Below are 21,450 nucleotides of genomic sequence, written 5' to 3'. Positions count from 1 at the left end.
AAAGCGCCGACCTTATTGCCGGGAAGATACCCGGCGGCCGGCGCTTGCTACCTGTCAGACCCGATTATAACGGATCAGGACAGATTTTTAAGGAGGTCTTGCGCCTCTGCTTTCTGGTCTTCGTTTCCTTCAAGGGAGACTTCTTCCAGGATGTCGCGAGCTCCGTCGGCATCACCCATCTCGATGTAGGCCCGCGCGAGATCCAGTTTGGTAGCGGCCTCATCGGTTCCGGCCAGGAAGTCGAAATCGTCCTCGTCACCGAGTTCGCTTTCATCAATGTCCGCAACCTGCGATTTGCGCGACTCATCGGAAACCTCATCAGACGCAACCGGGAGATCAAGATCACTTTCAGGTGTCTCCGAGTCTTCGAGCTCATCAGTTACACCCAGTTGCTCGAGATCCTCGGCATCTTCAACCGTCTGTTCAGGATCCGCTTCCTCTGCATCGCCCTCACCGAGTGTGTCCTCAAGACCAAGCTCTTCATCAAGTGACGCCTCTTCGCTCTCCTCGGGGTTGGCTGAATCGGCAGAATCGGAAAACTCTTCCATCAGGGCCAGGTCTTCATCGGAGACGTCCAGTTCCAGGTCGTCCAGCGAAGATTCTTCCATCTCACTGCCACCAAGCTCGTCTTCTTCACCGGCTACCTTGTCCAGTTCAGCATCGAGCTCATCCAGGAATGACTCGTCCAGCGAATCAATATCCGATTCGCCGTCAGTATCAGCACTCTGCTCAGTGCCTTCCTCGGATGTGGTTTTAGGCTTTTCGTCTGGCCGCTCCTCCGTCAGGTCTCCTTCGTCCAGATCACCCTCTTCCAGATCAAGGCTCAGGTCGTCATCAGAATCGTCGAGCCCCTGCTCTGCGCCCGATGGCTTGTCAGAGTCCTCTTCGAATTCCGAAGACAGATCCCAGTCTGTGGACTCCTCAAGCTCGGAGGTGTCTTCGGTCGAAGGCTTTTCTTCGTCCGATTCCAGCTCCAGGCCCGACAGATCGTATTCGATCATATCGTCACGGCTTTCTTCTTTGCCCTCGCCGGATGCGTCCTCCTTGCTGGCCTCGGATTCGTCAAGCTCATCAAGCTCGAAATCAGACAGGTCAGTCTCAGAAAGGTCCGAATCAAAGTCGCCAAACTCGTTCTCGACCGGCTCTTCTTTTTCGGAATCAAACTGATCGGCGAGAAGTTCATCAGATTCCGGCTTGTCCTGTTTTTCAGTGGACTCATCACCGGTTTCTTCCGAATCATAAGATGTGGCAAACGAGTCGGAACGTAACTGAGACTCAAGGTCATCGATGCTGGGCATCGACTCCGCCTCTTCCAGCCGCGCGCGCAGCTCGTTCGCAGTGGTCAGCGCTTCTTCATCGTCCAGAGCCTCGACCTCACCGAATTGTTTTTCGAATGAGTCGCGATCCTGGGTATCGGCGTAAACACCCAGCAGCTTCAGGCGCAGATCGGTGCGACTGGGCTCACGGGAAATTGCGGTTTCCAGAGCTTGGGCAGCCCGATCATGCTGGCCATAGGCAATGTAAGAGTCAGCCTCGGCCAGGGCGTCGCCCGCCGCAGATTGCTGATCCTCTTCATCCAGGCTCAGATCGAAGGAATCCGTTTCTTCGTCGGTTTCGTTGTTCAGCTGTTCGTAAAACGCCTTTTCCCGGTTTGCATTGCGACGGGCAAGCAGCAGGAGAAGCAACAGCAGAACGATCAGACCGCCACCAAGGGCAATCTGATACATCGGATTACCAGTTATGGCATCAATAACGTTACCGGGGAAACCTTTATCGGCAGCCGGAGCTTGTTGAGCAGGCTTGGGCGCAGGCTCTGCAGATTGCTCTGCTTGTGTCGGGGCTTGCTCCGCCGCCGCAGTTTCTTCAACCGCATCATCGGTAGCCGCAACCGCCGGCTCATCCGCTCCAGACATTTCCGCCTGTTCTGATGCGTCACCAGCATCGGCACCCATCTGATCATCGGTTGCCCGATCGGAACCGGCCATTTCGTCAGTTTCATCGACCATAGCCTCGGACTCGGCCATGTCGCCTGATTCACCCGCAGCTTCTGCATCCTCAGCTTCACTGTCCATCATGTCCGCATCGACGGGTGCCGTATCACCTTCAACGGCCTCGTCCATGGCGACAGATGCCTCTGCTCCGTCATCGGCAGCCGGACTTTCAACGGGTGCGGTCTGCTCTGCCGTTTCATCACCGGCAGTCTGTTGCATTTCAGCAAGCTGGGTATTCTTGAGCTCAAGCAGGCGCTGCAGAGTCTGCACCTGGTCCTGCAGGTCCTCAACACGACTGTTCAGCTCATCGTTCTCACGGCGAGCGCTTTCAAGCTCTTCCATCGCGACCGCTGTGCCGGCATCAACACCGCCCGGCAGTTCGCTGTCACCGCCAGCGGAGCCACTGTCGCTGGCCTCAGTGCCGGCGTCATCGGATACTACGAGTTTGAGCTCATCACCTCCGGCGCCAGCCTGCTGCTGAGGAGCCGATGCTGCCTGCTGCTCGGCGGTTGCATCGACTGTGCGCTGGGGAGTCTGGAATTCCTGATTCTGCTGGGCAACCACGCGAGTAGCTTCAGCGCGAGTTCGACTCTGGATCTGGTCCAAAGACGGGACACGCAGCACTTCACCACGCTTCAGGCGATTGATGTTATTGCCAATGAATGCGTTCGGGTTCAGGTCCTGGATTGCCAGCATGACCTGCTGCATAGAGACACTGTTGTCTGGACGCACCTGAGACGCGATGGTCCACAACGTGTCTGAAGCGCCGGTGGGCCCGAATGTATCAGCCTGATATCCGGAACCCAGCGACCGCTCGGCCTGAGCCTGGCGACGAACTGATTCTGCACTGCGAGTGGTCGTCGGCTGGCTGGTTGTCTGGGACGCAGAGACTGTTGGAGTGCTGACCTGTTCCTGCACGCCGGACTCTTCCGCGTATACAGGTGGATCCACCAGAACGGCGTATTCCCGCATTAACCGGCCGTTTGGCCAGGTCAACTCAAGCAGGAAGTTGAGGTACGGTTCCCTCAGAGGTTCACGGGAGGACACATTGACAATGAGACTGCCATCATTGCCGGTGACCACCTGGAACCTGAGCTTACTGAGAAACTGGTTGCGATCCAGCCCCACCCGCTCATATGCCTGTTCCGAGGCAATATTGACGAACACGTCCGCTGGATTGACGCCACGGCTTTGGGGCAGAACAATCTCTGCGTCCAGTGGCTCGTTCAGATAGGACTGAAGTTCTATTTCACCCAGCCCCAGGGCCTGTGCGACGCCGGATCCGAGCCCTCCCGCCAGAGCCAGGGCAACCGCAAGCTTGCGTACCTTCATGCTTTTTCCTTTCCAGTCTCCGTTATTCGTTACTGCTCTTTTTCAAACAGAATCGGACGAGGTTGGATGACTTTCGTCTTGATAATTCTCGTTATTATGTGTTCTTTTTAATTTTCAGTCCGGCAAGTATTGTTGATAAAACCTCTTTTATCAATCAATCAGCCGCAATCCTTGTACCATTTTTTTATCAATCACGCGGAACTACCTAGCGCTCTTGAAAATAACAGGGGCGGAGGCTGAAATCAGCCTCCGCCCCCTCACCGGTTTATCGAAACCGGACACAGTTGGCATTTATTGCCTCTGTGTAACAATTTTTAACGCTCCTGAAGGATCCGGAGCATACGGCGCAGCGGCTCAGCGGCACCCCACAGGAGCTGATCACCCACCGTAAACGCGGAAATGTATTCCGGCCCCATGGTCAGCTTGCGGATACGGCCGACAGGAACGCTCAAGGTACCGGTCACCTTCGCTGGAGTAAGTTCCTCAATGGTCGCATCACGATCATTGGGAATCACTTCCACCCAGTCATTCGCTTTCGCAAGGATCGACTCGATTTCAGAAACCGGGAGATCCTTCTTCAGCTTTATAGTCAGCGCCTGACTGTGGGAGCGCATTGCGCCAATCCGCACACAGATGCCGTCGATGGGAATCGGGTTATCGGAGCGCCCGAGAATTTTGTTGGTCTCGACCCCCGCCTTCCACTCTTCCTTGCTCATGCCGTTGTCGAGCTGCTTGTCGATGAACGGGATAAGACTGCCGGCCAGGGGCACCTGGAAGTGCTCGGTCGGGAAGCCGTCCGAACGCATGGTTTCGGTTACCTTGCGGTCAATCTCCAGAATGGCGGAGGAAGGATCATCCAGCTCGGACTTGACGCTTTTGTTGAGCTCGCCCATCTGGTTCAACAGCTCGCGCATGTTCTGAGCGCCAGAACCGGAAGCCGCCTGATAAGTCATGGGCGACACCCACTCGATCAGATCCTGTTCAAGCAGGCCACCCAAAGCCAGCATCATAAGGCTCACGGTGCAGTTACCACCGATGTAGTCCTTGACGCCTTTCTCAAGCGCAGCATCAATCACGTTTCGGTTGACCGGATCCAGAACAATCACAGAGTGGTCGACCATCCGCAGCGTGGAGGCCGCATCAATCCAGTAACCTTCCCAGCCCGCGTCACGGAGCTTCTGATAAACCGCACCGGTGTAGTCGCCACCCTGACAGGTCACGATGACATCCATGGTTTTCAGAATCTCGACGTCAAACGCGTCCTGCAGAGGAGGAACGTCGTCTTTTCCCACGTCCGGCGCAGGCTTGCCAGCCTGGGATGTGGTGAAAAACACCGGTTCGATATCGGCGAAATCGTTTTCTTCACGCATGCGTTGCATGAGGACCGAGCCCACCATGCCACGCCAACCTACAAGTCCAACTCGCTTCATGTGCGATCTTCAGACCTCGTTTTATGCCCGCCCCATGCCTTTATCGCTGGCAGGGACAGGATGGATGATCCCGCGGCAACTGCATCGCGTTGCCGTCGGGTCTCAAATACGCCTGTCAGGGCCTGGCCTCTTTACAGCGCAGCCAGAACCGCCTCCCCCATTTCCCGGGTGGACACTTTCTTTGCGCCCTCAGACATGATGTCCGCTGTTCGCAGACCCTGATCCAGGACCTTGCTGACCGCCGCTTCAATGGCTTCAGCAGCTTTTTCCTCATTCAGACTGTACCGCAGCATCATGGCAGCACTGAGAATGGTGGCCAGCGGATTGGCAATGCCCTGCCCGGCAATATCCGGCGCAGACCCGTGGCAGGGCTCATACATGCCCTGCTTTTCGGAGTTCAGCGACGCCGATGGCAACATGCCGATCGAGCCGGTGAGCATAGCCGCTTCGTCCGAAAGAATATCACCAAACATGTTGCCAGTCACAATCACGTCAAACTGCTTGGGGGCACGGACCAGCTGCATAGCAGCATTGTCCACGTACATATGAGATAGCTCCACGTCCGGATATTCCCGGCGGAGATCGTTCATGATTTCCCGCCATAGAACAGTCACTTCCAGCACGTTGGCCTTGTCCACGGAGCACAGCTTCTTGCCCCGCTGCTGCGCGGCTTCAAAAGCGACCCGCCCGATACGACGAATTTCCGATTCTGTATAGGCGTAGGTGTTGTAACCCTGGCGCTCTCCGCTCTCCAGTTCGCGCACACCGCGCGGCTGACCAAAATAGATTCCGCCAGTCAGTTCACGGACAATCATTATATCCAGCCCGGAAACAACTTCCGGCTTCAGAGAAGAGGCGGACGCCAGTTGCGGATAAAGAATTGCCGGGCGCAGGTTTGCAAACAGCTCCAGGTTAGAGCGCAACCCCAGCAACCCCTTCTCCGGACGCTTGGCCATCGGCAGACTGTCCCACTGAGGACCGCCCACGGCACCCAGAAGGATCGCGTCGGCTCTGGTGGCCTTTTCGAGGGTTTCATCCGGCAGCGGTGTGTCGGTTTCATCAATCGCCGCACCGCCCACGAGGCCGGACTCGAAGCTCAGGCCGAGATTGAACTGATCATTGATCTTGTTGAGCACTTTTTCCGCTTCAGCGACAATTTCCGGACCGATACCGTCGCCGGGAAGCATCAGGATAGTTCTGGGCATGTTTTTTCCTTGTTCCATTCCTTCAGGTCGAATTAGAGCCAGCGTAATCGGACTGCCTATTGCCCCCCAGCACCAAACAGCCAGGGCGCAGTTTTACGGCGGCTTTCTTCGTAAGACCGGATCAGCTCAGCGTCTTCCAGCGTCACGCCAATATCATCGAGCCCGTTCAGCAGGCAATGACGACGGAAATCATCCACCTCAAAGGTAAAGGTTTCGCCGGATGGGGTAGTTACAGTCCTGGCTTCCAGGTCGACTGCCAACTGATAGCCTTCACTCTGCTCCACTTCCCGGAATAAACGATCGACAATTTCCTCAGGAAGAACAATGGGTAACAACCCATTCTTAAAGCAGTTATTATAGAAAATATCGGCAAAACTCGGAGCAATAATCACCCGGAACCCGAAATCCTCCAGAGCCCAGGGTGCGTGCTCCCGGCTTGAACCACAGCCAAAGTTACGTCGCGCCAACAATACACTGGCGTTCTTGTAGCGGTCCTGATTCAGGACAAAATCCGGATTAATCGGACGGGTGGAACAATCCTGATCCGGTTTGCCTTCATCCATATACCGCAACTCATCAAACAGGTTCGGGCCGAAGCCCGTGCGCTTGATGGACTTCAGAAACTGCTTGGGAATAATCATGTCCGTATCCACGTTGGAACGGTCCATGGGGGCGACAACGCCCTGGTGTTGCTTCAATGCGCGCATGGTTCTCTCCTGTGGATCAGTTCATCAGCTCACGGACATCAACGAAATGACCGGTTACTGCGGCAGCAGCAGCCATGGCCGGGCTCACCAGATGGGTACGCCCGCCAAAGCCCTGACGGCCCTCGAAGTTCCGGTTCGACGTGGAAGCACAATGCTCCCCCTGCCCCAGCTTGTCGGCGTTCATGGCCAGACACATCGAACAGCCCGGGTCGCGCCACTCAAGACCGGCTTCGATAAAGATCTTGTCCAGACCTTCCTGCTCCGCCTGGGCTTTCACCAGACCGGAACCGGGAACCACCATGGCCTGCTTCAGAATCGGCGACACCTTCCGCCCTTTCACCACGGCCGCGGCCTCGCGCAGATCCTCAATCCGGCTGTTGGTACAGGAGCCAATGAACACACGATCCAGCTTGATATCGGTAATCGCCATATTGGGCTGCAAACCCATGTACTTGAGAGCGCGAACAATGCCTTCACGCTTGATCGGATCGGCTTCCTGTTCCGGATCGGGCACCTTGCCATCAATTCCGGCCACCATTTCAGGCGACGTACCCCAGCTCACCTGCGGCTGGATTTCCGAGCCTTCGAGCTCAACAACCTTGTCGAAGACTGCATCGCTATCGCTATGCAAGGTGCGCCAGTATTCAACTGCAGCATCCCACTGCCCGCCCTTGGGCCCAAACGGACGATTGCGAACGTATTCGATGGTGGTGTCATCAACCGCTACCATACCAACCCGCGCACCGGCTTCGATGGACATGTTGCAGATGGTCATCCGCCCTTCCATGCTCAGGCCCCGGATGGCTTCGCCGCCAAACTCAATGGCGTGCCCGGTACCACCGGCAGTCCCGATTTTGCCAATGATGGCCAGCACAACATCCTTGCCGGTAACGCCCGGACCCAGCTTGCCATTGACCTTCACCAGCATGTTTTTCATTTTCTGCTGCACCAGGCACTGGGTAGCCAGCACATGCTCAACTTCACTGGTGCCAATACCATGAGCCAGGCAACCGAAAGCACCGTGGGTAGATGTATGGGAATCCCCACAAACAATACTCATGCCCGGCAACGTTGCGCCCTGCTCGGGCCCGATAACGTGCACGATGCCCTGGCGTTGATCCTTGATCTTGAACTCTAGAATCCCGAACTCGTCGCAGTTCTTGTCCAGTGTTTCCACCTGGATCCGGGAAACCGGGTCAACAATACCTTCGACACCACGATCACGATCCGTGGTAGGCACGTTGTGGTCCGGCGTCGCAATGTTGGCATCAATCCGCCACGGCTTCCGCCCCGCCAGACGCAGGCCTTCAAATGCCTGGGGTGATGTCACTTCGTGCAGTAACTGACGATCGATATAAATCAACGCGGAGCCGTCATCGCGCTGTTTGACGAGATGATCGTCCCACAATTTGTCGTATAAGGTTTTGCCCGCCATGGTTCTCTCTCACTCTCTGGGGGTTTTTGGTTCTGACGTTTGATAACGGTATCTTACCGCCTGCGACCGGATAACCTCAATTCATGTTTTTTATCTATCGCATGCCTTATGGTAATACTTTAAGATTCTGAGAAGGTCGCATGAAGGGATAAGCCTCCCAAAACACGCCCGTAAATACATCCATGTAGGGCTCGGTCGCGCCATCCCTGGCGCTCCACGGTTTTGGGAGGCTCATCCCTCCATACTCCCCATGCGCTGCGGATATTGGCCACACTCTGGGGAGCGGGTTGGAGCAGCGTTTTCAAAACCGTAGAGGGCCAGGGATGGCCCGATTCGAGCCCACATGGACGTGCTTGTCGGCGTGTTTTGAAAACGCTGTTCCAACTCGGGACCTTCGGCCAAATTGAAAATCAGGAACGAATGCATGGATTCAAACGCATTAAAAGCTTTTCTGACCATTGTCGATCAGGGCTCCTTCTCAGAAGCCGCGGAAATCCTGCACCTGACACAGCCGGCCATCTCGAAACGCCTGGCCGCCTTGGAAAACCAGCTTGGCACCAGCCTGATCGATCGGAGCCACCGCCAGATTCGTCTGACCAATGCCGGCAGTCGTTTGCTTCCCCATGCACGTCGGATCCTCGATGAAATTCACAACGCCCGGGTGGCGTTGTCGCCGGACTCTGGGCAAGTCGAGGGCGAGCTGCAAATCATCGCCAGCCATCACATCGGTCTGCATCATTTGCCGAATTGGCTGCGACGGTTCAAACGGGAATACCCTCAGGTGTCCATCAACCTACAGTTCATGGAATCCGATGCCGCCTACGAGCAGATGCGTAAACGTAATGCGGAGCTGGCATTCGTGACGCTGAGTGACAGCATGGAACCGAGCTTTCATGTGTTTGCTCAATGGCCGGACCAGATGGTGTTTGTGGCGGGCGCTGAGCACCCCCTGGCGTCACTCGAAAATCCGAGGCTTACAGACTTAGCAGACCACCCGGCACTATTGCCCGACACCAGCACCGCAACCTATCGGGTTGTGAGCCGGTTGTTTCTGGAGGCGAATCTGCACCTGAATCCGCAAATGCCAACCAACTACCTGGAAACCATCAAGATGATGACCAGTGTGGGCCTGGGCTGGAGTGTGCTGCCCCTGCGCATGATTGACGACAGCCTTACGGTACTGGACGTGGGCAAGCCGGTTTCTCGTGTCCTCGGGGGGATCGGGTTATCCGGGCGGCAGCTCAGCAACGCGGCCAAAGCGTTACTCACCATCGTGCAGGAAGAAGAAAGCGCCTGAGTTTTACCCCTCGCCATGGGCTGGCGGCGGCCGAAGGCCTCGCCAGGTGATCACGATTGCGAGGGCCATGGCGGCCGCACCACCCCAGAAAGCCGCCGAGGTACTGAACCCATCCACCAGGAAGCCCGACAACCAGGCCCCAAGCGCACCGCCAGCACCGAACGTGAGGCCGCTGTAGAGGGCCTGCCCTTGCCCGTGATGGTACTTGCCAAAAAAGCCCTGGATGTATTGGACAGAGATAGCGTGCAGCGCACCGTAAGATGCTGCATGAAGCAGCTGGGCGAACAGCAGGACGAGGACAACATCCGTCAGCTCTGCGATCAGTACCCATCGAATCATGGTGAGCGTAAGCGCGCCGATCGCAATCTGACGAACCGTGAAATTGCGCGTTAACCGGTGCATCACCAGAAACAGTGCGATCTCCGCAAACACACCCAGCGACCAAAGCAAACCAATCGACAGCTTGCCGTAGCCGTGCTGCTCCAGATGGATACTGAAGAACGTGTAATAAGCTCCGTGCGAAACCTGCAGCAGGAAATTCATCAGAAAAAACGTCACCACTGCCGGGTGCGTGACGATGGCCTTTAAACTGCCTTTCGGAGCCGGCGGCTTTCGCTCACCTCGCTCCGCAGGCACCAAAAATGCGGATACGGCAATGCCCGCAAACACCGGAAGCAACAACCACGGGAGATTCTGAATCGGCACCAGTTCCAGCAAACCGCCAACCAGCGCAACCGCTCCGATGAACCCCACCGAGCCCCAGAGCCGAACCCGCCCGTATTTCTCTTTCTGCTCGCCCAGGGTTCGAAGCGTGATCACCTCATACAGCGGCAAGATCGCATTCCAGAAAAACGTGAACGCCAGCATGACCAGCAGCAGGCCATAGAACCCCGGTTCCATGAACACACCGGCGAAGAACAGCGAGCCGATGATGGCGCCGAACCGGACCAGACGAACCCGTTGGCCGGTCTTGTCGCCGAGCCAACCCCAGACGCTGGGCGCAATGATTTTGGTGAGCTGGATCGTCGCCATGAGGGTGGCGATCTGGAGGTAGGAAAAGCCCTGGCCCGCAAGGTAGAGGGACCAATACGGCAAGAGCCCGCCAAGGAGGGCGAAGAACCAGAAATAGAGGTTAGAGAGGCGCCAGTAGATAGAAATACCCCGCAAGTCCGGCTGTTTTGGCGGCACTCACTGCCCAAAAATGTGGAGCGCCAAGGATGGCGCGACCAAGCCCTACAGGGAAGTATTCACGGGCGTTTTTTGGGCAGTGAGTGCCGCCAAAGCAGCTTCACCAAGCCTGACAAACAAAATCAGAGCTGCCCAATCACCGGCGTAGAAACAGAAACATCCGCATTCTGCCCACGATGCCGCAGGTAATGGTCCATCAACACAATGGCCATCATCGCCTCAGCAATAGGTGTCGCCCGGATGCCGACACATGGATCGTGACGGCCGGTGGTAATCACCTCACAGGGATCGCCGTTCACATCAATGCTCCGGCCCGACAAACGCAAACTCGACGTGGGCTTCAATGCGATACTGGCCACGATCGGTTGCCCTGAGGAAATACCTCCAAGCACACCACCGGCATTATTAGAAAGGAACCCTTCCGGCGTCATCTCGTCACGATGCTCGGTACCCTTCTGGTCAATGCAGTCGAAACCGGCGCCAATCTCGACGCCCTTCACCGCATTGATGCTCATCAGTGCATGGGCAAGGTCCGCATCCAGGCGGTCAAAGATCGGCTCGCCGAGACCCGGTGGCACACCGTCGGCAACCACGTTGATCCGGGCACCGATGGAATCCCCCTCCTTGCGCAGGGCATCCATATAAGCTTCCATCTCGGGAACCTTGTCCGCATCCGGGCAGAAGAACGGGTTCTGGTGAACCTGATCCCAATCCAGTTTCTCGGCCTTGATGGGCCCCAGCTGCGACAGATAGCCGCGAATCCGGATACCCAGGCGCTGCTCAAGGAATTTTCTCGCAACAGCACCCGCAGCAACCCGCATAGCGGTCTCACGGGCAGACGAACGACCACCGCCGCGATAGTCGCGAACACCATACTTGTGCATGTAGGTGTAATCAGCGTGAGCCGGCCGAAACTGCTCGGAGATCTTTGAGTAATCCTTGGACCGCTGATCGGTGTTTTCAATCAGCAGGCCAATCGGCGTTCCGGTGGTCTTACCCTCGAAAACGCCTGACAGAATTCTCACCTCGTCGGCTTCACGACGCTGGGTTGTGTGCCGGGATGTTCCTGGCTTTCGGCGATCCAGGTCCCGCTGCATGTCCGCTTCCGAAAGCTCAAGTCCCGGAGGGCAGCCATCAATGATGCACCCCAGCGCAGGCCCGTGGCTCTCGCCGAATGAGGTAACCGTAAACAGTTTTCCGAAAGAGTTTCCCGACATAATTCAGTATCTTGTTCAGCTTTTATGAGAATTCAGTTTAACTGGAAGCCTGCCACTGACGCAGGTCCGTCTCGGTGATCAGAAAGACGCCATCGCCCCCATTCTCGAACTCCAGCCAGGTCAGTGGCAGATCCGGATACGCCTCATCCATTGCAACCCAGCTGTTACCGACTTCCACGACCAGTAGTCCACGAGGAGTAAGATGTTCGGCCGCTTTGGCAATGATTCTGTGAGCGATGTCGAGCCCGTCTTTACCGGCGGCAAGGCCCAGCTCAGGTTCGTGGCGGTACTCATCCGGCATGCTGGAGAGATCGTCTGCATCCACATAGGGCGGGTTGCTAACGATCACGTCGTAGCGACCTTCAATATTGTCAAAGACATCGGATTGTACGGTACGGACCCGCTCGCGGACTCCGTGCAGGTCGATATTGGATTCAGCCACTTCAAGTGCATCCGGAGAAATGTCCGACAGATCGACTTCCGCCTCGCCGAAAACAGATGCCGCACCAATGCCAATACACCCGCTCCCGGTGCAAAGATCAAGGATGCGTTCCACCGGCTTGTCTCCGAGCCACGGCTGAAAGCCATTCTCGATCAATTCACCAATGGGGGAGCGCGGTACCAACACCCGTTCGTCAACATGAAAGGGCATGCCCATAAACCAGGCTTCACCGAGCAGATACGCCAGAGGTACGCGCTCATCCACGCGCCGGGCGATTCTTTCCAGTACCAGCTCCCGCTCTTCCCGCGTTAGACGGGCATCCAGGAACAGAGTGTTGTTTTCAAGGGGAAGGTGCAGGCTACGCATAACCAGCTGAACAGCTTCATCCCAGACATTGTCCGTGCCATGCCCGAAAAACAGCGGCGAAGCAGCAAACCGAGAGGAGGCGTAGCGGAGGTAATCCCGAACGCTGTGAAGGTCGTCAATAGGGCTGGTCACTAACGTACATCCTGTGCAAGAGCGTGTTAGCGCGGGATTATACGCTGTTTACCCGCTCGACTGCAGCCCGCCCCCGCCAACAAATTGTTCAGATAGCCAGAGGCCCGGAGCTGTTCCGGCTTTCTTCAAAGCGATCCAGCGCAGCAGCCATCCGCTCACGGCCCAGCTGAATCAATTCCGGGGCCTTGTGATAATCGTAGCTCCGACAGGCATTCTTCGGGATATTCACCAGCAAATCCGGCGGGTAGCCCGCGATCTTGTACTGCACAAGCGCACTCTGCATGGTCTCGATGGTGAGGTTCATCACATCGAATTTGCCGATCCCGAGCTTGTCCCAGTCGATGGTTTCGTGCTCTTCCTGGCTCTTCTTGTAAGCCGGCTTCTTCTCCGTCTGCTTTTGATGCTCTTTCTTGTGCACTGCCCGGCTGATCTTTTCTTCCGGGCTGTCACCGTTGTCCGGCTTCCGGGCAGTCAGGGATTTCAGGGCATCCCAGTCAAACCAGCGCGAGGCCTTCTCACGGATGGTATCCACCCACTCGTCCATATCCGTGTTTTCAGCCTCGCCCGGAGTAAACGCAGCGTCCGGAATCCGTCGACGGCGGTCATCCTCGCCACTGAGATTGACCGCAACGATGATGTCAGCGTGGGAGGAAATGGTCGGGATGATTGGCAAAGGATTGAGCAAGGCACCGTCCACGAGGACTCTGCCATTGAGAACGAGAGGTGTGACAACACTTGGAATCGCCACCGAAGCGCGGATAGCCTGATCCAGAGGCCCTTCCTGAAACCAGATTTCCTTGTGGGCGAGCAGATCTGTCGCCACGGCCGTAAAGGCAATGGGCAGGTTTTCGATCCGGGTATCTCCCAGCATTTCCCTTACAACCGAAAAAATCTTCTCGCCTCGAATAGCGCCCACGGAATTGAACGTTACATCCAGGAGCTTGAGGACATCGAACTGGCCCAGACCGGTAACCCAGTCCTTGTAGTCCTGCATCTTGCCGGCTCCGAACATACCGCCGATCAGGGCCCCCATGGAACAGCCGGAGATAGCAACGATGTCGTAGCCACGCTCCACCAGAACTTCGATGGCGCCGATGTGGGCATACCCTCTGGCACCACCACTTCCCAGCGTCAGAGCCACAGTCTTGCGCGGTTTGTTCCGGTCTTTGCCTTTTTCCGGGTTTGCCGGAGCACGGGTAGCGGAGACATCAGAGCTGCTCAGGACCTTCGAGACGTTGTCCTGCGGATCTTTCTCTGAGGGCTTGTCCTTTGGATCCTGATCGTCATCCTTTGATGTGCCCATAATCATTACCTCGAGATCACCACCACTTCTACCCGGTCGCCCTGCCTGTCTGGATCACTGAAGACACCTGCCGGCCCCACAACGATTATCTCCTGTTGAGCCCGGGAGACACCCGTTTTGGACAGGACCTCCGACAACGATTCGGTAGCCAGGCGGGCACGCTCCATCGCATCACTGAAGGACTCATCAGTCTCCAATACAGAATAGCCCACCAGTGCAACCACCGTACCATCTTCACGGGCCAGATCATTCACCCGCCTACGATCCGTTGCCTGCCAGTCGAACCGGTAGGTTACACCGCCTTGCCAGGGAACAATAATCGGCCCTTCAACGCGGTTGGCCATGGTGCCAAAGCCGGGAATGGTCGCGCCGGATTCGACCCGCAGGTGCTCCACCCACACATACTCCCGAAGGTTGCCGCGAGTCACCGTGTAAATGAGGGTCAGCCAACGGGCGCCGTCCTCGGCAACGGTGCCCGCCACCAGATAATCCTGGGTTGCATCACGGCCATAGAGAACCGCCTGATTAAAGATCTGGTTCGCCCATACGTTGCTTCTTCCACAACGGATACTGGAGCACTCGAACAGAATCTGGGCGTTTCTCTCGCGCAATAGAGCGAGGTAGTGGTCCCGCGCTTCCTCGCGACTTGAGTCTCGGGCAATCCGGTACAGGCGCCCTTCCCCAGTCACGGGCAAGCGGGCCAGGGTTTCGGAGCGAATCTCGTTATTGACTTCCCGCACGGGGCTGAACAATACCAGGTGTCCCGACGACTGAATCGAGACCGTATCTTCAAGCGTCGACTGTTGATAGGCCTCGGGCATATCCTCCGGAGCAGACTGCACACCGGAAGACAGAGCCAATAATCCGAGGATCGGAACCAAGAAACGTGTGAACAGTAATTTCAGCAAGCGATTACTCATTTTCCAGGAATTGTCTGATGGCTGTTGCAGCCGGCCCGGTCTCGCCATCCAGATGGCAATGGTGACCTCCCGGCACGTTAACGATCTGGAGGTTGGCGATAGCGTCAGCGCGTTTATCCAGATCCTTTCTGTACGAAAGAAGTCCTGCATCGGCTCTGACAAAAAGCACACGGGTTTCAATAGCAGACAGCGAAGCCAGCACCTGCTCTTCGGTCATCATCAATGGAGACGGGTGCCGTAACCTTGGGTCGGTCTGCCAGACGTAGCCCTCTCCCTCGGGTTTCATATTGCGCGGAATGAGCGTCAGCGCGGCCTCGGGGCTGAGCGGGCTCAGCCCGCCCTCCCGTGCTTTGGCGGCCGTGGCGATATCCGGATAGACAACCTGGCGGCCAGAGCCGGCAATGCGTTTTTTCACAGCTTTTCGGAGCTGGGGAATGGTTTCCTTAACCGGACGGCTCAGTGCGCCAAGGCTGTCGATCATCACCAGGTTTCGAATTCGCTCCGGAAAGGCAGCCGCGTAGAGCGCTCCGACAATCCCCCCAAGCGAGTGCCCGACCAGGTTGATCCTGCCATCCGGTGTTTCCTGGAAATAACGTTCAACCAGCTCGGCAAGATCCGCCACATAGTCCATCAAGAGGTAACTCTGCCCCTCTGGGCGGTGCCCGGAATGGCCATGCCCGGCGAAGTCCAGCGCGTAGACGGGCCCGAATCGCGCCAGCTCCGGTGCGAGCTTCACAAAGGTGAGGCTGTTATCGAGCCAGCCATGCAGCATTATGATCGGTGTAGTATCGTGGGCATCAGTAGCGGCAGGCCAGCTAAGACCGGCCAGGGTGATGTGCCGGAGTTTCCAATCGGACTCGCGGAACGACCGGGCGGGGTTTTCAATGCTCCCGTCCTTCACCTGGTTTCCGGGGGTGTTCGTGGGAAACGACATGTCGCTCATCCAGGCTCCGCCTTCACATTGTATGGGTGGGGCGATCGGAGCTCAGCGAGCCTGCCAGGTAGGACTCAATCTTGGTTCGGGCGGCTTCATCATCGCCGTTGAACTGGACACCGATACCCGCCGCGCGGTTGCCCTGGGCACCTTTGGGCGTTATCCAGATTACCTTGCCGGCGACCGGAATTTTTTCAGGCTCGTCCATGAGGTTGAGAAGCAGAAAGACTTCGTCGCCCAGCTGATACTGTTTCTGGGTCGGGATGAACAGACCACCCTGGCGGATATACGGCATGTATGCCGCGTAGAGCACTGCTTTATCCTTGATTGTCAGGGTGAGTATGCCACTGCGCGCACCAAAACCTGGCCCCATAACTGACACCTTTCTCTTAGATCGTTTTGAACGGTTATCGGGATCCGAAAATCCCTTTCATTCCGGAATCATAGCAGTTGTTGCCCCCAAAGACGCAATTCTGCCGGGATATCCGCTAGGCCGCCGGTCGTTTCACCGGCATGAGCTTTTGCCAGGCGATCAGAAGACGACTGGCTTCCAGCTCGGGGCTGGCGTTGTAGACACCCGCTGCGCGTGATTCCTTTACCATATCGAGCAACTCATGGGCCCGCCAGCCGGGCGTCGTTTTGGCCAGAAATCCGAGCATATCGGCGGCATCGGCGTCCCGAGCACTGCCCCCCACTATCAAGCGTGCCAGATCAGCCGCCCAGGTTTCGAACAACCAAAGCGTATCTTCCAGGCCCATGGACTTGAACGCCCTGGCGGCCTCACCGACCGGAATCCTGGACTTCATGAAATCCTTGAAGCGGTCTAGGGCCGTGTCCCGCAAACCGGTGAAATCTCCTGTTGCATAGTCCAGTGCCAATCTGGGTGCATTACCCGCCAGCATCAAAGCTTTGGCCAGAACATCTGCAGACGGTTGTGCATCTTCGGGAAGATTCTTTACACTACTGGCGAGCCAGTGGTTGGCTTCGCTGTTGCCGGGCACCGGAACCGTCAATGTCTGGCATCGGGACCGGATGGTAGGCAACACCGGACGACCGCTCTCCTGCAACAGAATCAAGGTCACGTCGGGCAGCGGCTCTTCAAGGGTCTTGAGCAATGCGTTCGCCGCATTGATGTTCAACTGATCCGCCCGGTCAATAATCGCCACCTTATGGTGGGCAACCTGCGGAGACGCCACCGCGAACGACGAAAGAGCCCTGACCTGATCCACCTTGACCATACGGGACTTTTCCGGCGCATAAATCCGGATATCCGGGTGGCTGGCGGCGGCCAGAAGTTCACATTGTTTACAGCGGCCACAGGCAATTGCCTGGCCCGCTTCCCGGCCCAATGGCTGATCGCACAGCAGCAGCCCGCCGACAGCCTCTGCCCAGGCCCGCTTACCCACACCACGCTCACCAACGAGTATAAGAGCGTGTGGTAGTCGGTCTTCTGCGACCCGGCTCTGAACCGTTTGCCAGGCACGGTGCAGCCAGGGCATGTCTTGGGCAATATCAGTCACTGGATTTTCCTGTGCGGGTTCCGGATCTGCGCAGTTGGCGCTTCATGGTCGCAAGCAAGCGGCGCATTCGCTTCAACTGCTCAACGCCCTCGTCGTCTTTACCAGCGCTATAGTAATGGCTGTTCACCATCCGGGCAAAAAGCCTGGCAGAATCCCCTGCAGCCGGTTCAGCTTTTGCCAGCCTTGATGCAAGAACCGACGGCGTTTCACCATGACGGACAGGCACGCCTGCAGTCGCGCACAGACGGTGCCACGTATCCACCACCCTCCGGAACGCGTCCCGCCTTTCTCCACGGCGCATTTGCAACGCGGAAATGAGTCCAGCAATTAGCAAGCCGGCACCAACGATACCCGCCGTCATGTATCCCAATTCGCGCATGCCGAAACCACCGGGCAACCTGGACATCAGATCCATCTGGCTCTGGCCCTGATAGCCGACGACCCAGCGCTGCCACTGGTAGTTGATGCGATCCATCTGAAGACTCGCCCATTGCACCAGGGCAACGTCCGCATAACGCTGGGGCGAGGCCCAGTTGTTTTCAAGGAAGGATCCCTCCTCTGCCACCGCATCTCTCAGGCCTGACTCAATCCTATCCGGTGCAATGGCGGCCGTCGGATCAATTCTCACCCATCCGCGGCCGTCGACGTAGGCCTCAACCCAGGCATGGGCATCGTACTGACGCACAATCAGGTAATCGCCTCCCGCCCCGTTTTCGCCCCCCTGGTAGCCGACGACAACGCGCGAGGGAATACCGGCAGCGCGCAGCACGAAGGTGGTTGCGCCCGCATAGTGGGCGCAAAACCCTCGCTTCTCGTCGAAAAGCAGGGAATCAATGCCGTCTTCAGGCATGGCAGGAGGTCTGAGCGTGTAAAAGTATTCCTGTTCTCGAAAACGCTGCAACAGGGTACGAACGACCTGCTCGTCGCCCATCGTACGACGAAGTTCCCGCGCAAATTCTCGCGCTCTGGGATTGCCTTCCTGCGGCAACTGAAGATAGCGGCGCAGTTCCGCAGCGCTTTGTTTTTCGGGAACAGGGGCTTCGCTCTCCAGTGCTAGCCTGTAACGTACCGGGCTGTCAGCCGGTCGCCGGAAACGGAAAAGATCCGCGGTGTCTTCGAACACGTTATCCGATACCGCACGGGAACCTTCCAGGGCAAATGCCCAGCGCTGATCCGTCGGTTCCAGCAACACGTCATACTGGTTTGGCTCAAGCTCTCCTATGCCACCATCAACCGCTACGCGGCCAAGCGCCCGAAACGGTTCTTGTTGACCCTGGCGCCAGGTTTCTCCATCCAGATAGTCGAGAATAAGCCCTCGCCAGTACCTGTCCCTGTAGGCGGGCATCTCGCCGCCAAAGGTTACCCGGAACGCCCTCTCACTGCTCTGGGCAAGGTTGGAAATATCGCCTGGCCTCATGGTATCGCTGATTCCGGTGCGAGCCTCACCGGAAACCAGCGGCACACTCCACAGCGGCGACATCCGGGGGAAAAACACGAATAACAGAACGACAATCGGCAGCGTCTTGAGGAACATTCCACCCAGCCTGCGCCAGCCTGAAGTCATGCCACCGGGCAGTTCCGGGGCGTTCAGTACCTGCAACCCAACCAACAGCAGCGCTATGCCGGTGAAGTTCACCAGTGCCCACAGAATCTCCTGGTGGAACAGAAAATTTACCGAGGCCAGATAGACAAGAATGAAGAAAAGAACGTAGAAGTCCCTGACCGATCGGGTCTCCAGCCACTTGAGACCCACCGCCAGCACGAAGAACGAAGCTGCGGTATCTACCGTGAACCGCCCCTGTACTGTTGCAACATAGACGCCGATAAGCACCAGCATAATGCCCGTGCGCAACAGGCGGCCAGGGAGCCTTACCTTCCCGTATTGCGCCAACCAGCGCCAGGCCGCCAATACCGCACATGCTGCAATCAGCCAAAGCGGTAAACGGTCCCACTGGGGCGACAACAGCAACGCAAAACTGGCAATAAGCCAGAGCAGGGCCCTTGATGGCAGATTGGTCGCTGTCGCTTCTTCCGATTGGGTGCCTCTAAGACGGTCCAGGAAACTCAAGCCTGCCCCTCCCCTGCATACAGCGGTGAGTTTCCTATCGGCTGCCTGCGCGTTCCATGGGGCTCGGCCATGGCCTCCCGGGGCCGTTCCTCACCCCAGGTCGCCAATGCTCGCAGGCACCGCATTGCGTGCGCTGGCCCCGAATCAGGCTCGATGATCTGCCCGGGAAGATTCAACCCGAAGCGCACACCGCTTTTACCCCGTTCGTTAACCAGAAACGCCAGGTAACTCAACCGCAACTCATGGTCTGCGCCGGGGTAGGCGTTGAAATCCAGCCAGTAGGGACTGCCCTGCTCACCCTCCCAGTCTGCGACCACCATTTGCCCGGTTCGTGCGAACCGTTTCCAAAGTACCCGCTGGCTGAGATCACCTTCCCGCCAGGGTCGGATATCCGCATGATCATTGCCTTCAACGGATCGTGCTTCTGCTGACTCTTCACCATCCTCTACCGTGCTGAACGCCTCAGGTGCTGGAACCGGCCTTGGAAATACCAAACCGGCGGATACCGGCCGAACCCACGACCAGGCCTTGAGGAGGCCAAACGGAAAACGCGTTTCAATCCGTACCCGATCGGGCCGCAAATACCCCCGATGAGCGGAATGAACCGGAAGCGTGACATCCTGGGAACGACCCGAGTGAACGTGAACCGGGGCCAGGCCGGACTCTTCGCAGGACAGCAGGATGGCAATGGCGTCATCCCGCCCTGCCTTCAGGCGGAATCGAAACGGAATATCATCACCGGCAAAGCCCTCTCCTGGCTGAACCAGCGTGAGTTCCATGCCGGACAGATTTCGATGGGTCTGATGCATCGCGCCAACAAAGACCGCCCCAAGCAGAAAGGTACTCAGATAAATCAGGCTGTTCTGATAATTGATGCCGGTGAGAAGCATGATGACGAGCAACAGCCCGAACACGAGTCCCGCACCAGTAGGCAGGATGAATATGTTCTTCTGACTGAAGCTCTGGACATCGGACCGCGGAATCCGTCGGTTAATCCAGCGACGAAAGCGATTTCTGAACGGATTTTTCATAGTAGAACTGAGGCCCTGCGATGCCCAAAAAGTTCATGGTATTCGACCACGATTTTGCGTTGATTAGTAACAGTACCGAAAATCAAAGATTCTGATCACAATCCCGGATCATCTGGCTTGAATTCCTGTCTGACAAACCGAATACTCGTGCAAGGGAGCGTATTTTTTTAACAAAAGAGGCCAGATTATGAAACGCCGACATCTGCTCACCACCGCCATCAGCGGCCTGGTTGTTGCCTTACCTGCCTTCGGTGGCGTTCAGACCATGACCTCGGACGAGATGGTGGAAACCTATGTGAAAGATTCCGCCGTAATCGTTGTCCCCAAAGAACGGAAGAAATCAGAAGCCGACCGCCAACGTATCCTGCGCTCCCTCACCATATCGCCCGGCGAACCGGTACTGACCGAAGCCGAAGAGGAAGCTTACCGGGAAGCGTTGCAACGATACGTTGATGAGGGCAAGACCGATGCTCTGGAAAACGCAGAAGATGAATTCCTCCGTCGCGCCCTGCTGCTGCCCCAGGAAGAAATCGCCCGGGCGCAGCCGCCAGCAGAGTTTACCCCAACGATTCCACCAATCATCTTTGGGCAGCAGGCACAGATTCCAGAAGAGCCTTTTACGCAAACCTTTCTTAATGATCAACTGGGGATAGGGTTTGACGGGCAGAACCTGAATTTCAGCATCGGCAATCCGCCGGGGATTGATCAGATACAGGTTCCGCAGGCCATTAATGAAGGACCGATTACTTTGACACCGAGGCCCGGTGGTGGGTTTGATCTTTCTATTGCGGTGCCGGATCAGTAGCGCTGACTTTTAAATCAGTTGCGAAAACGGCAGCCAGGATTGGCTGCCGTTTTTTATTGTCTCTGTTTTTCATCTGACCAAATAAAAACGCCCCGCAAGGCGGGGCGTTTCACCAACTCTGGTGTCA

General features: G+C 56.9%; 17 protein-coding genes. 2 read left to right on the top strand and 15 right to left on the bottom strand.

The window, feature by feature from the left end; genetic code table 11:
* Positions 1-74: 74 nt before the first annotated feature.
* The 5 genes from BM035_RS13400 to leuC all read right to left on the bottom strand — a co-directional run bounded on the left by BM035_RS13400 (position 75) and on the right by leuC (position 8,100).
* Complete coding sequence (locus tag BM035_RS13400) at positions 75-3,323, bottom strand: FimV/HubP family polar landmark protein (RefSeq protein ID WP_092032471.1); 3,249 nt, start codon at positions 3,321-3,323, stop codon at positions 75-77.
* Between the two features lie 314 nt (positions 3,324-3,637).
* Positions 3,638-4,753: an aspartate-semialdehyde dehydrogenase gene (gene asd, locus BM035_RS13395; protein WP_092032469.1), complete on the bottom strand. Its 1,116-nt coding sequence runs from the start codon at positions 4,751-4,753 to the stop codon at positions 3,638-3,640.
* 131 nt (positions 4,754-4,884) lie between these two features.
* The gene (gene leuB / locus BM035_RS13390; RefSeq protein WP_041645234.1) at positions 4,885-5,958 is read right to left on the bottom strand and encodes a 3-isopropylmalate dehydrogenase; all 1,074 of its coding nucleotides are present in this window, start codon (positions 5,956-5,958) and stop codon (positions 4,885-4,887) included.
* 56 nt (positions 5,959-6,014) lie between these two features.
* Complete coding sequence (gene leuD, locus BM035_RS13385) at positions 6,015-6,665, bottom strand: 3-isopropylmalate dehydratase small subunit (protein ID WP_092032466.1); 651 nt, start codon at positions 6,663-6,665, stop codon at positions 6,015-6,017.
* A gap of 16 nt (positions 6,666-6,681) precedes the next feature.
* Entirely contained in the window at positions 6,682-8,100 is a 1,419-nt protein-coding gene (gene leuC / locus BM035_RS13380; RefSeq protein WP_008171760.1) for a 3-isopropylmalate dehydratase large subunit, read from the bottom strand.
* Positions 8,101-8,524: 424 nt separating this feature from the next.
* Here leuC and BM035_RS13375 point away from each other — a divergent pair, with 424 nt between their 5' ends.
* Complete coding sequence (locus BM035_RS13375) at positions 8,525-9,397, top strand: LysR family transcriptional regulator (protein WP_092032463.1); 873 nt, start codon at positions 8,525-8,527, stop codon at positions 9,395-9,397.
* Between the two features lie 3 nt (positions 9,398-9,400).
* On the opposite strand, the gene BM035_RS13370 is transcribed toward BM035_RS13375, so the two are convergent.
* From BM035_RS13370 to BM035_RS13325, 10 genes are all read right to left on the bottom strand, one after another.
* Positions 9,401-10,585 carry an MFS transporter gene (locus BM035_RS13370; protein ID WP_254775507.1) on the bottom strand — a complete coding sequence of 395 codons (1,185 nt, stop codon included), beginning with the start codon at positions 10,583-10,585 and terminating at the stop codon, positions 9,401-9,403.
* Between the two features lie 122 nt (positions 10,586-10,707).
* Positions 10,708-11,802, bottom strand: coding sequence for a chorismate synthase (gene aroC / locus BM035_RS13365; protein ID WP_014577195.1), 1,095 nt, complete (start codon positions 11,800-11,802; stop codon positions 10,708-10,710).
* A 37-nt stretch (positions 11,803-11,839) separates the two neighbouring features.
* Complete coding sequence (gene prmB, locus BM035_RS13360) at positions 11,840-12,742, bottom strand: 50S ribosomal protein L3 N(5)-glutamine methyltransferase (protein ID WP_008171767.1); 903 nt, start codon at positions 12,740-12,742, stop codon at positions 11,840-11,842.
* Positions 12,743-12,830: 88 nt separating this feature from the next.
* Entirely contained in the window at positions 12,831-14,045 is a 1,215-nt protein-coding gene (locus BM035_RS13355; protein WP_039881905.1) for a patatin-like phospholipase family protein, read from the bottom strand.
* A gap of 5 nt (positions 14,046-14,050) precedes the next feature.
* The gene (locus tag BM035_RS13350; RefSeq protein ID WP_092032460.1) at positions 14,051-14,965 is read right to left on the bottom strand and encodes a DUF4892 domain-containing protein; all 915 of its coding nucleotides are present in this window, start codon (positions 14,963-14,965) and stop codon (positions 14,051-14,053) included.
* Positions 14,958-15,908: an alpha/beta fold hydrolase gene (locus tag BM035_RS13345; RefSeq protein ID WP_092032457.1), complete on the bottom strand. Its 951-nt coding sequence runs from the start codon at positions 15,906-15,908 to the stop codon at positions 14,958-14,960. The genes BM035_RS13350 and BM035_RS13345 overlap by 8 nt, the downstream gene beginning before the upstream one ends.
* A 13-nt stretch (positions 15,909-15,921) precedes the next feature.
* Positions 15,922-16,272, bottom strand: a complete 351-nt coding sequence (locus BM035_RS13340; protein ID WP_092032454.1) for a PilZ domain-containing protein — start codon at positions 16,270-16,272, stop codon at positions 15,922-15,924.
* Between the two features lie 115 nt (positions 16,273-16,387).
* Complete coding sequence (locus BM035_RS13335; RefSeq protein WP_092032452.1) at positions 16,388-17,419, bottom strand: DNA polymerase III subunit delta'; 1,032 nt, start codon at positions 17,417-17,419, stop codon at positions 16,388-16,390.
* A complete protein-coding gene (locus BM035_RS13330; protein WP_254775510.1) occupies positions 17,412-19,478 on the bottom strand; it encodes a transglutaminase TgpA family protein in 2,067 nt (688 codons plus the stop codon). The genes BM035_RS13335 and BM035_RS13330 overlap by 8 nt, the downstream gene beginning before the upstream one ends.
* Positions 19,479-19,483: 5 nt before the next feature.
* Complete coding sequence (locus BM035_RS13325; protein WP_092032448.1) at positions 19,484-20,518, bottom strand: DUF58 domain-containing protein; 1,035 nt, start codon at positions 20,516-20,518, stop codon at positions 19,484-19,486.
* Between the two features lie 187 nt (positions 20,519-20,705).
* On the opposite strand from BM035_RS13325, the gene BM035_RS13320 reads away from it, so the two are divergent.
* Complete coding sequence (locus tag BM035_RS13320; RefSeq protein WP_092032445.1) at positions 20,706-21,323, top strand: hypothetical protein; 618 nt, start codon at positions 20,706-20,708, stop codon at positions 21,321-21,323.
* Positions 21,324-21,450: the final 127 nt, after the last annotated feature.

It is taken from the genome of Marinobacter sp. DSM 26671 (genome assembly GCF_900112835.1).
In the GTDB taxonomy this organism is placed as follows: Bacteria; Pseudomonadota; Gammaproteobacteria; order Pseudomonadales; family Oleiphilaceae; genus Marinobacter; species Marinobacter flavimaris.
The sequence above is the reverse complement of the archived record's forward strand: the minus strand, read 5'-3'. Positions and strand labels throughout refer to the sequence as shown.

Bases quoted from the DNA above. Each gene is read 5' to 3' on its own strand.
- BM035_RS13400 (WP_092032471.1), bottom strand. From the start codon at position 3,323: ATGAAGGTACGCAAGCTTGCGGTTGCCCTGGCTCTGGCGGGAGGGCTC.
- asd (WP_092032469.1), bottom strand. From the start codon at position 4,753: ATGAAGCGAGTTGGACTTGTAGGTTGGCGTGGCATGGTGGGCTCGGTC.
- leuB (WP_041645234.1), bottom strand. From the start codon at position 5,958: ATGCCCAGAACTATCCTGATGCTTCCCGGCGACGGTATCGGTCCGGAA.
- leuD (WP_092032466.1), bottom strand. From the start codon at position 6,665: ATGCGCGCATTGAAGCAACACCAGGGCGTTGTCGCCCCCATGGACCGT.
- leuC (WP_008171760.1), bottom strand. From the start codon at position 8,100: ATGGCGGGCAAAACCTTATACGACAAATTGTGGGACGATCATCTCGTC.
- BM035_RS13375 (WP_092032463.1), top strand. From the start codon at position 8,525: ATGGATTCAAACGCATTAAAAGCTTTTCTGACCATTGTCGATCAGGGC.
- aroC (WP_014577195.1), bottom strand. From the start codon at position 11,802: ATGTCGGGAAACTCTTTCGGAAAACTGTTTACGGTTACCTCATTCGGC.
- BM035_RS13355 (WP_039881905.1), bottom strand. From the start codon at position 14,045: ATGGGCACATCAAAGGATGACGATCAGGATCCAAAGGACAAGCCCTCA.
- BM035_RS13350 (WP_092032460.1), bottom strand. From the start codon at position 14,965: ATGAGTAATCGCTTGCTGAAATTACTGTTCACACGTTTCTTGGTTCCG.
- BM035_RS13345 (WP_092032457.1), bottom strand. From the start codon at position 15,908: ATGAGCGACATGTCGTTTCCCACGAACACCCCCGGAAACCAGGTGAAG.
- BM035_RS13340 (WP_092032454.1), bottom strand. From the start codon at position 16,272: ATGGGGCCAGGTTTTGGTGCGCGCAGTGGCATACTCACCCTGACAATC.
- BM035_RS13325 (WP_092032448.1), bottom strand. From the start codon at position 20,518: ATGAAAAATCCGTTCAGAAATCGCTTTCGTCGCTGGATTAACCGACGG.
- BM035_RS13320 (WP_092032445.1), top strand. From the start codon at position 20,706: ATGAAACGCCGACATCTGCTCACCACCGCCATCAGCGGCCTGGTTGTT.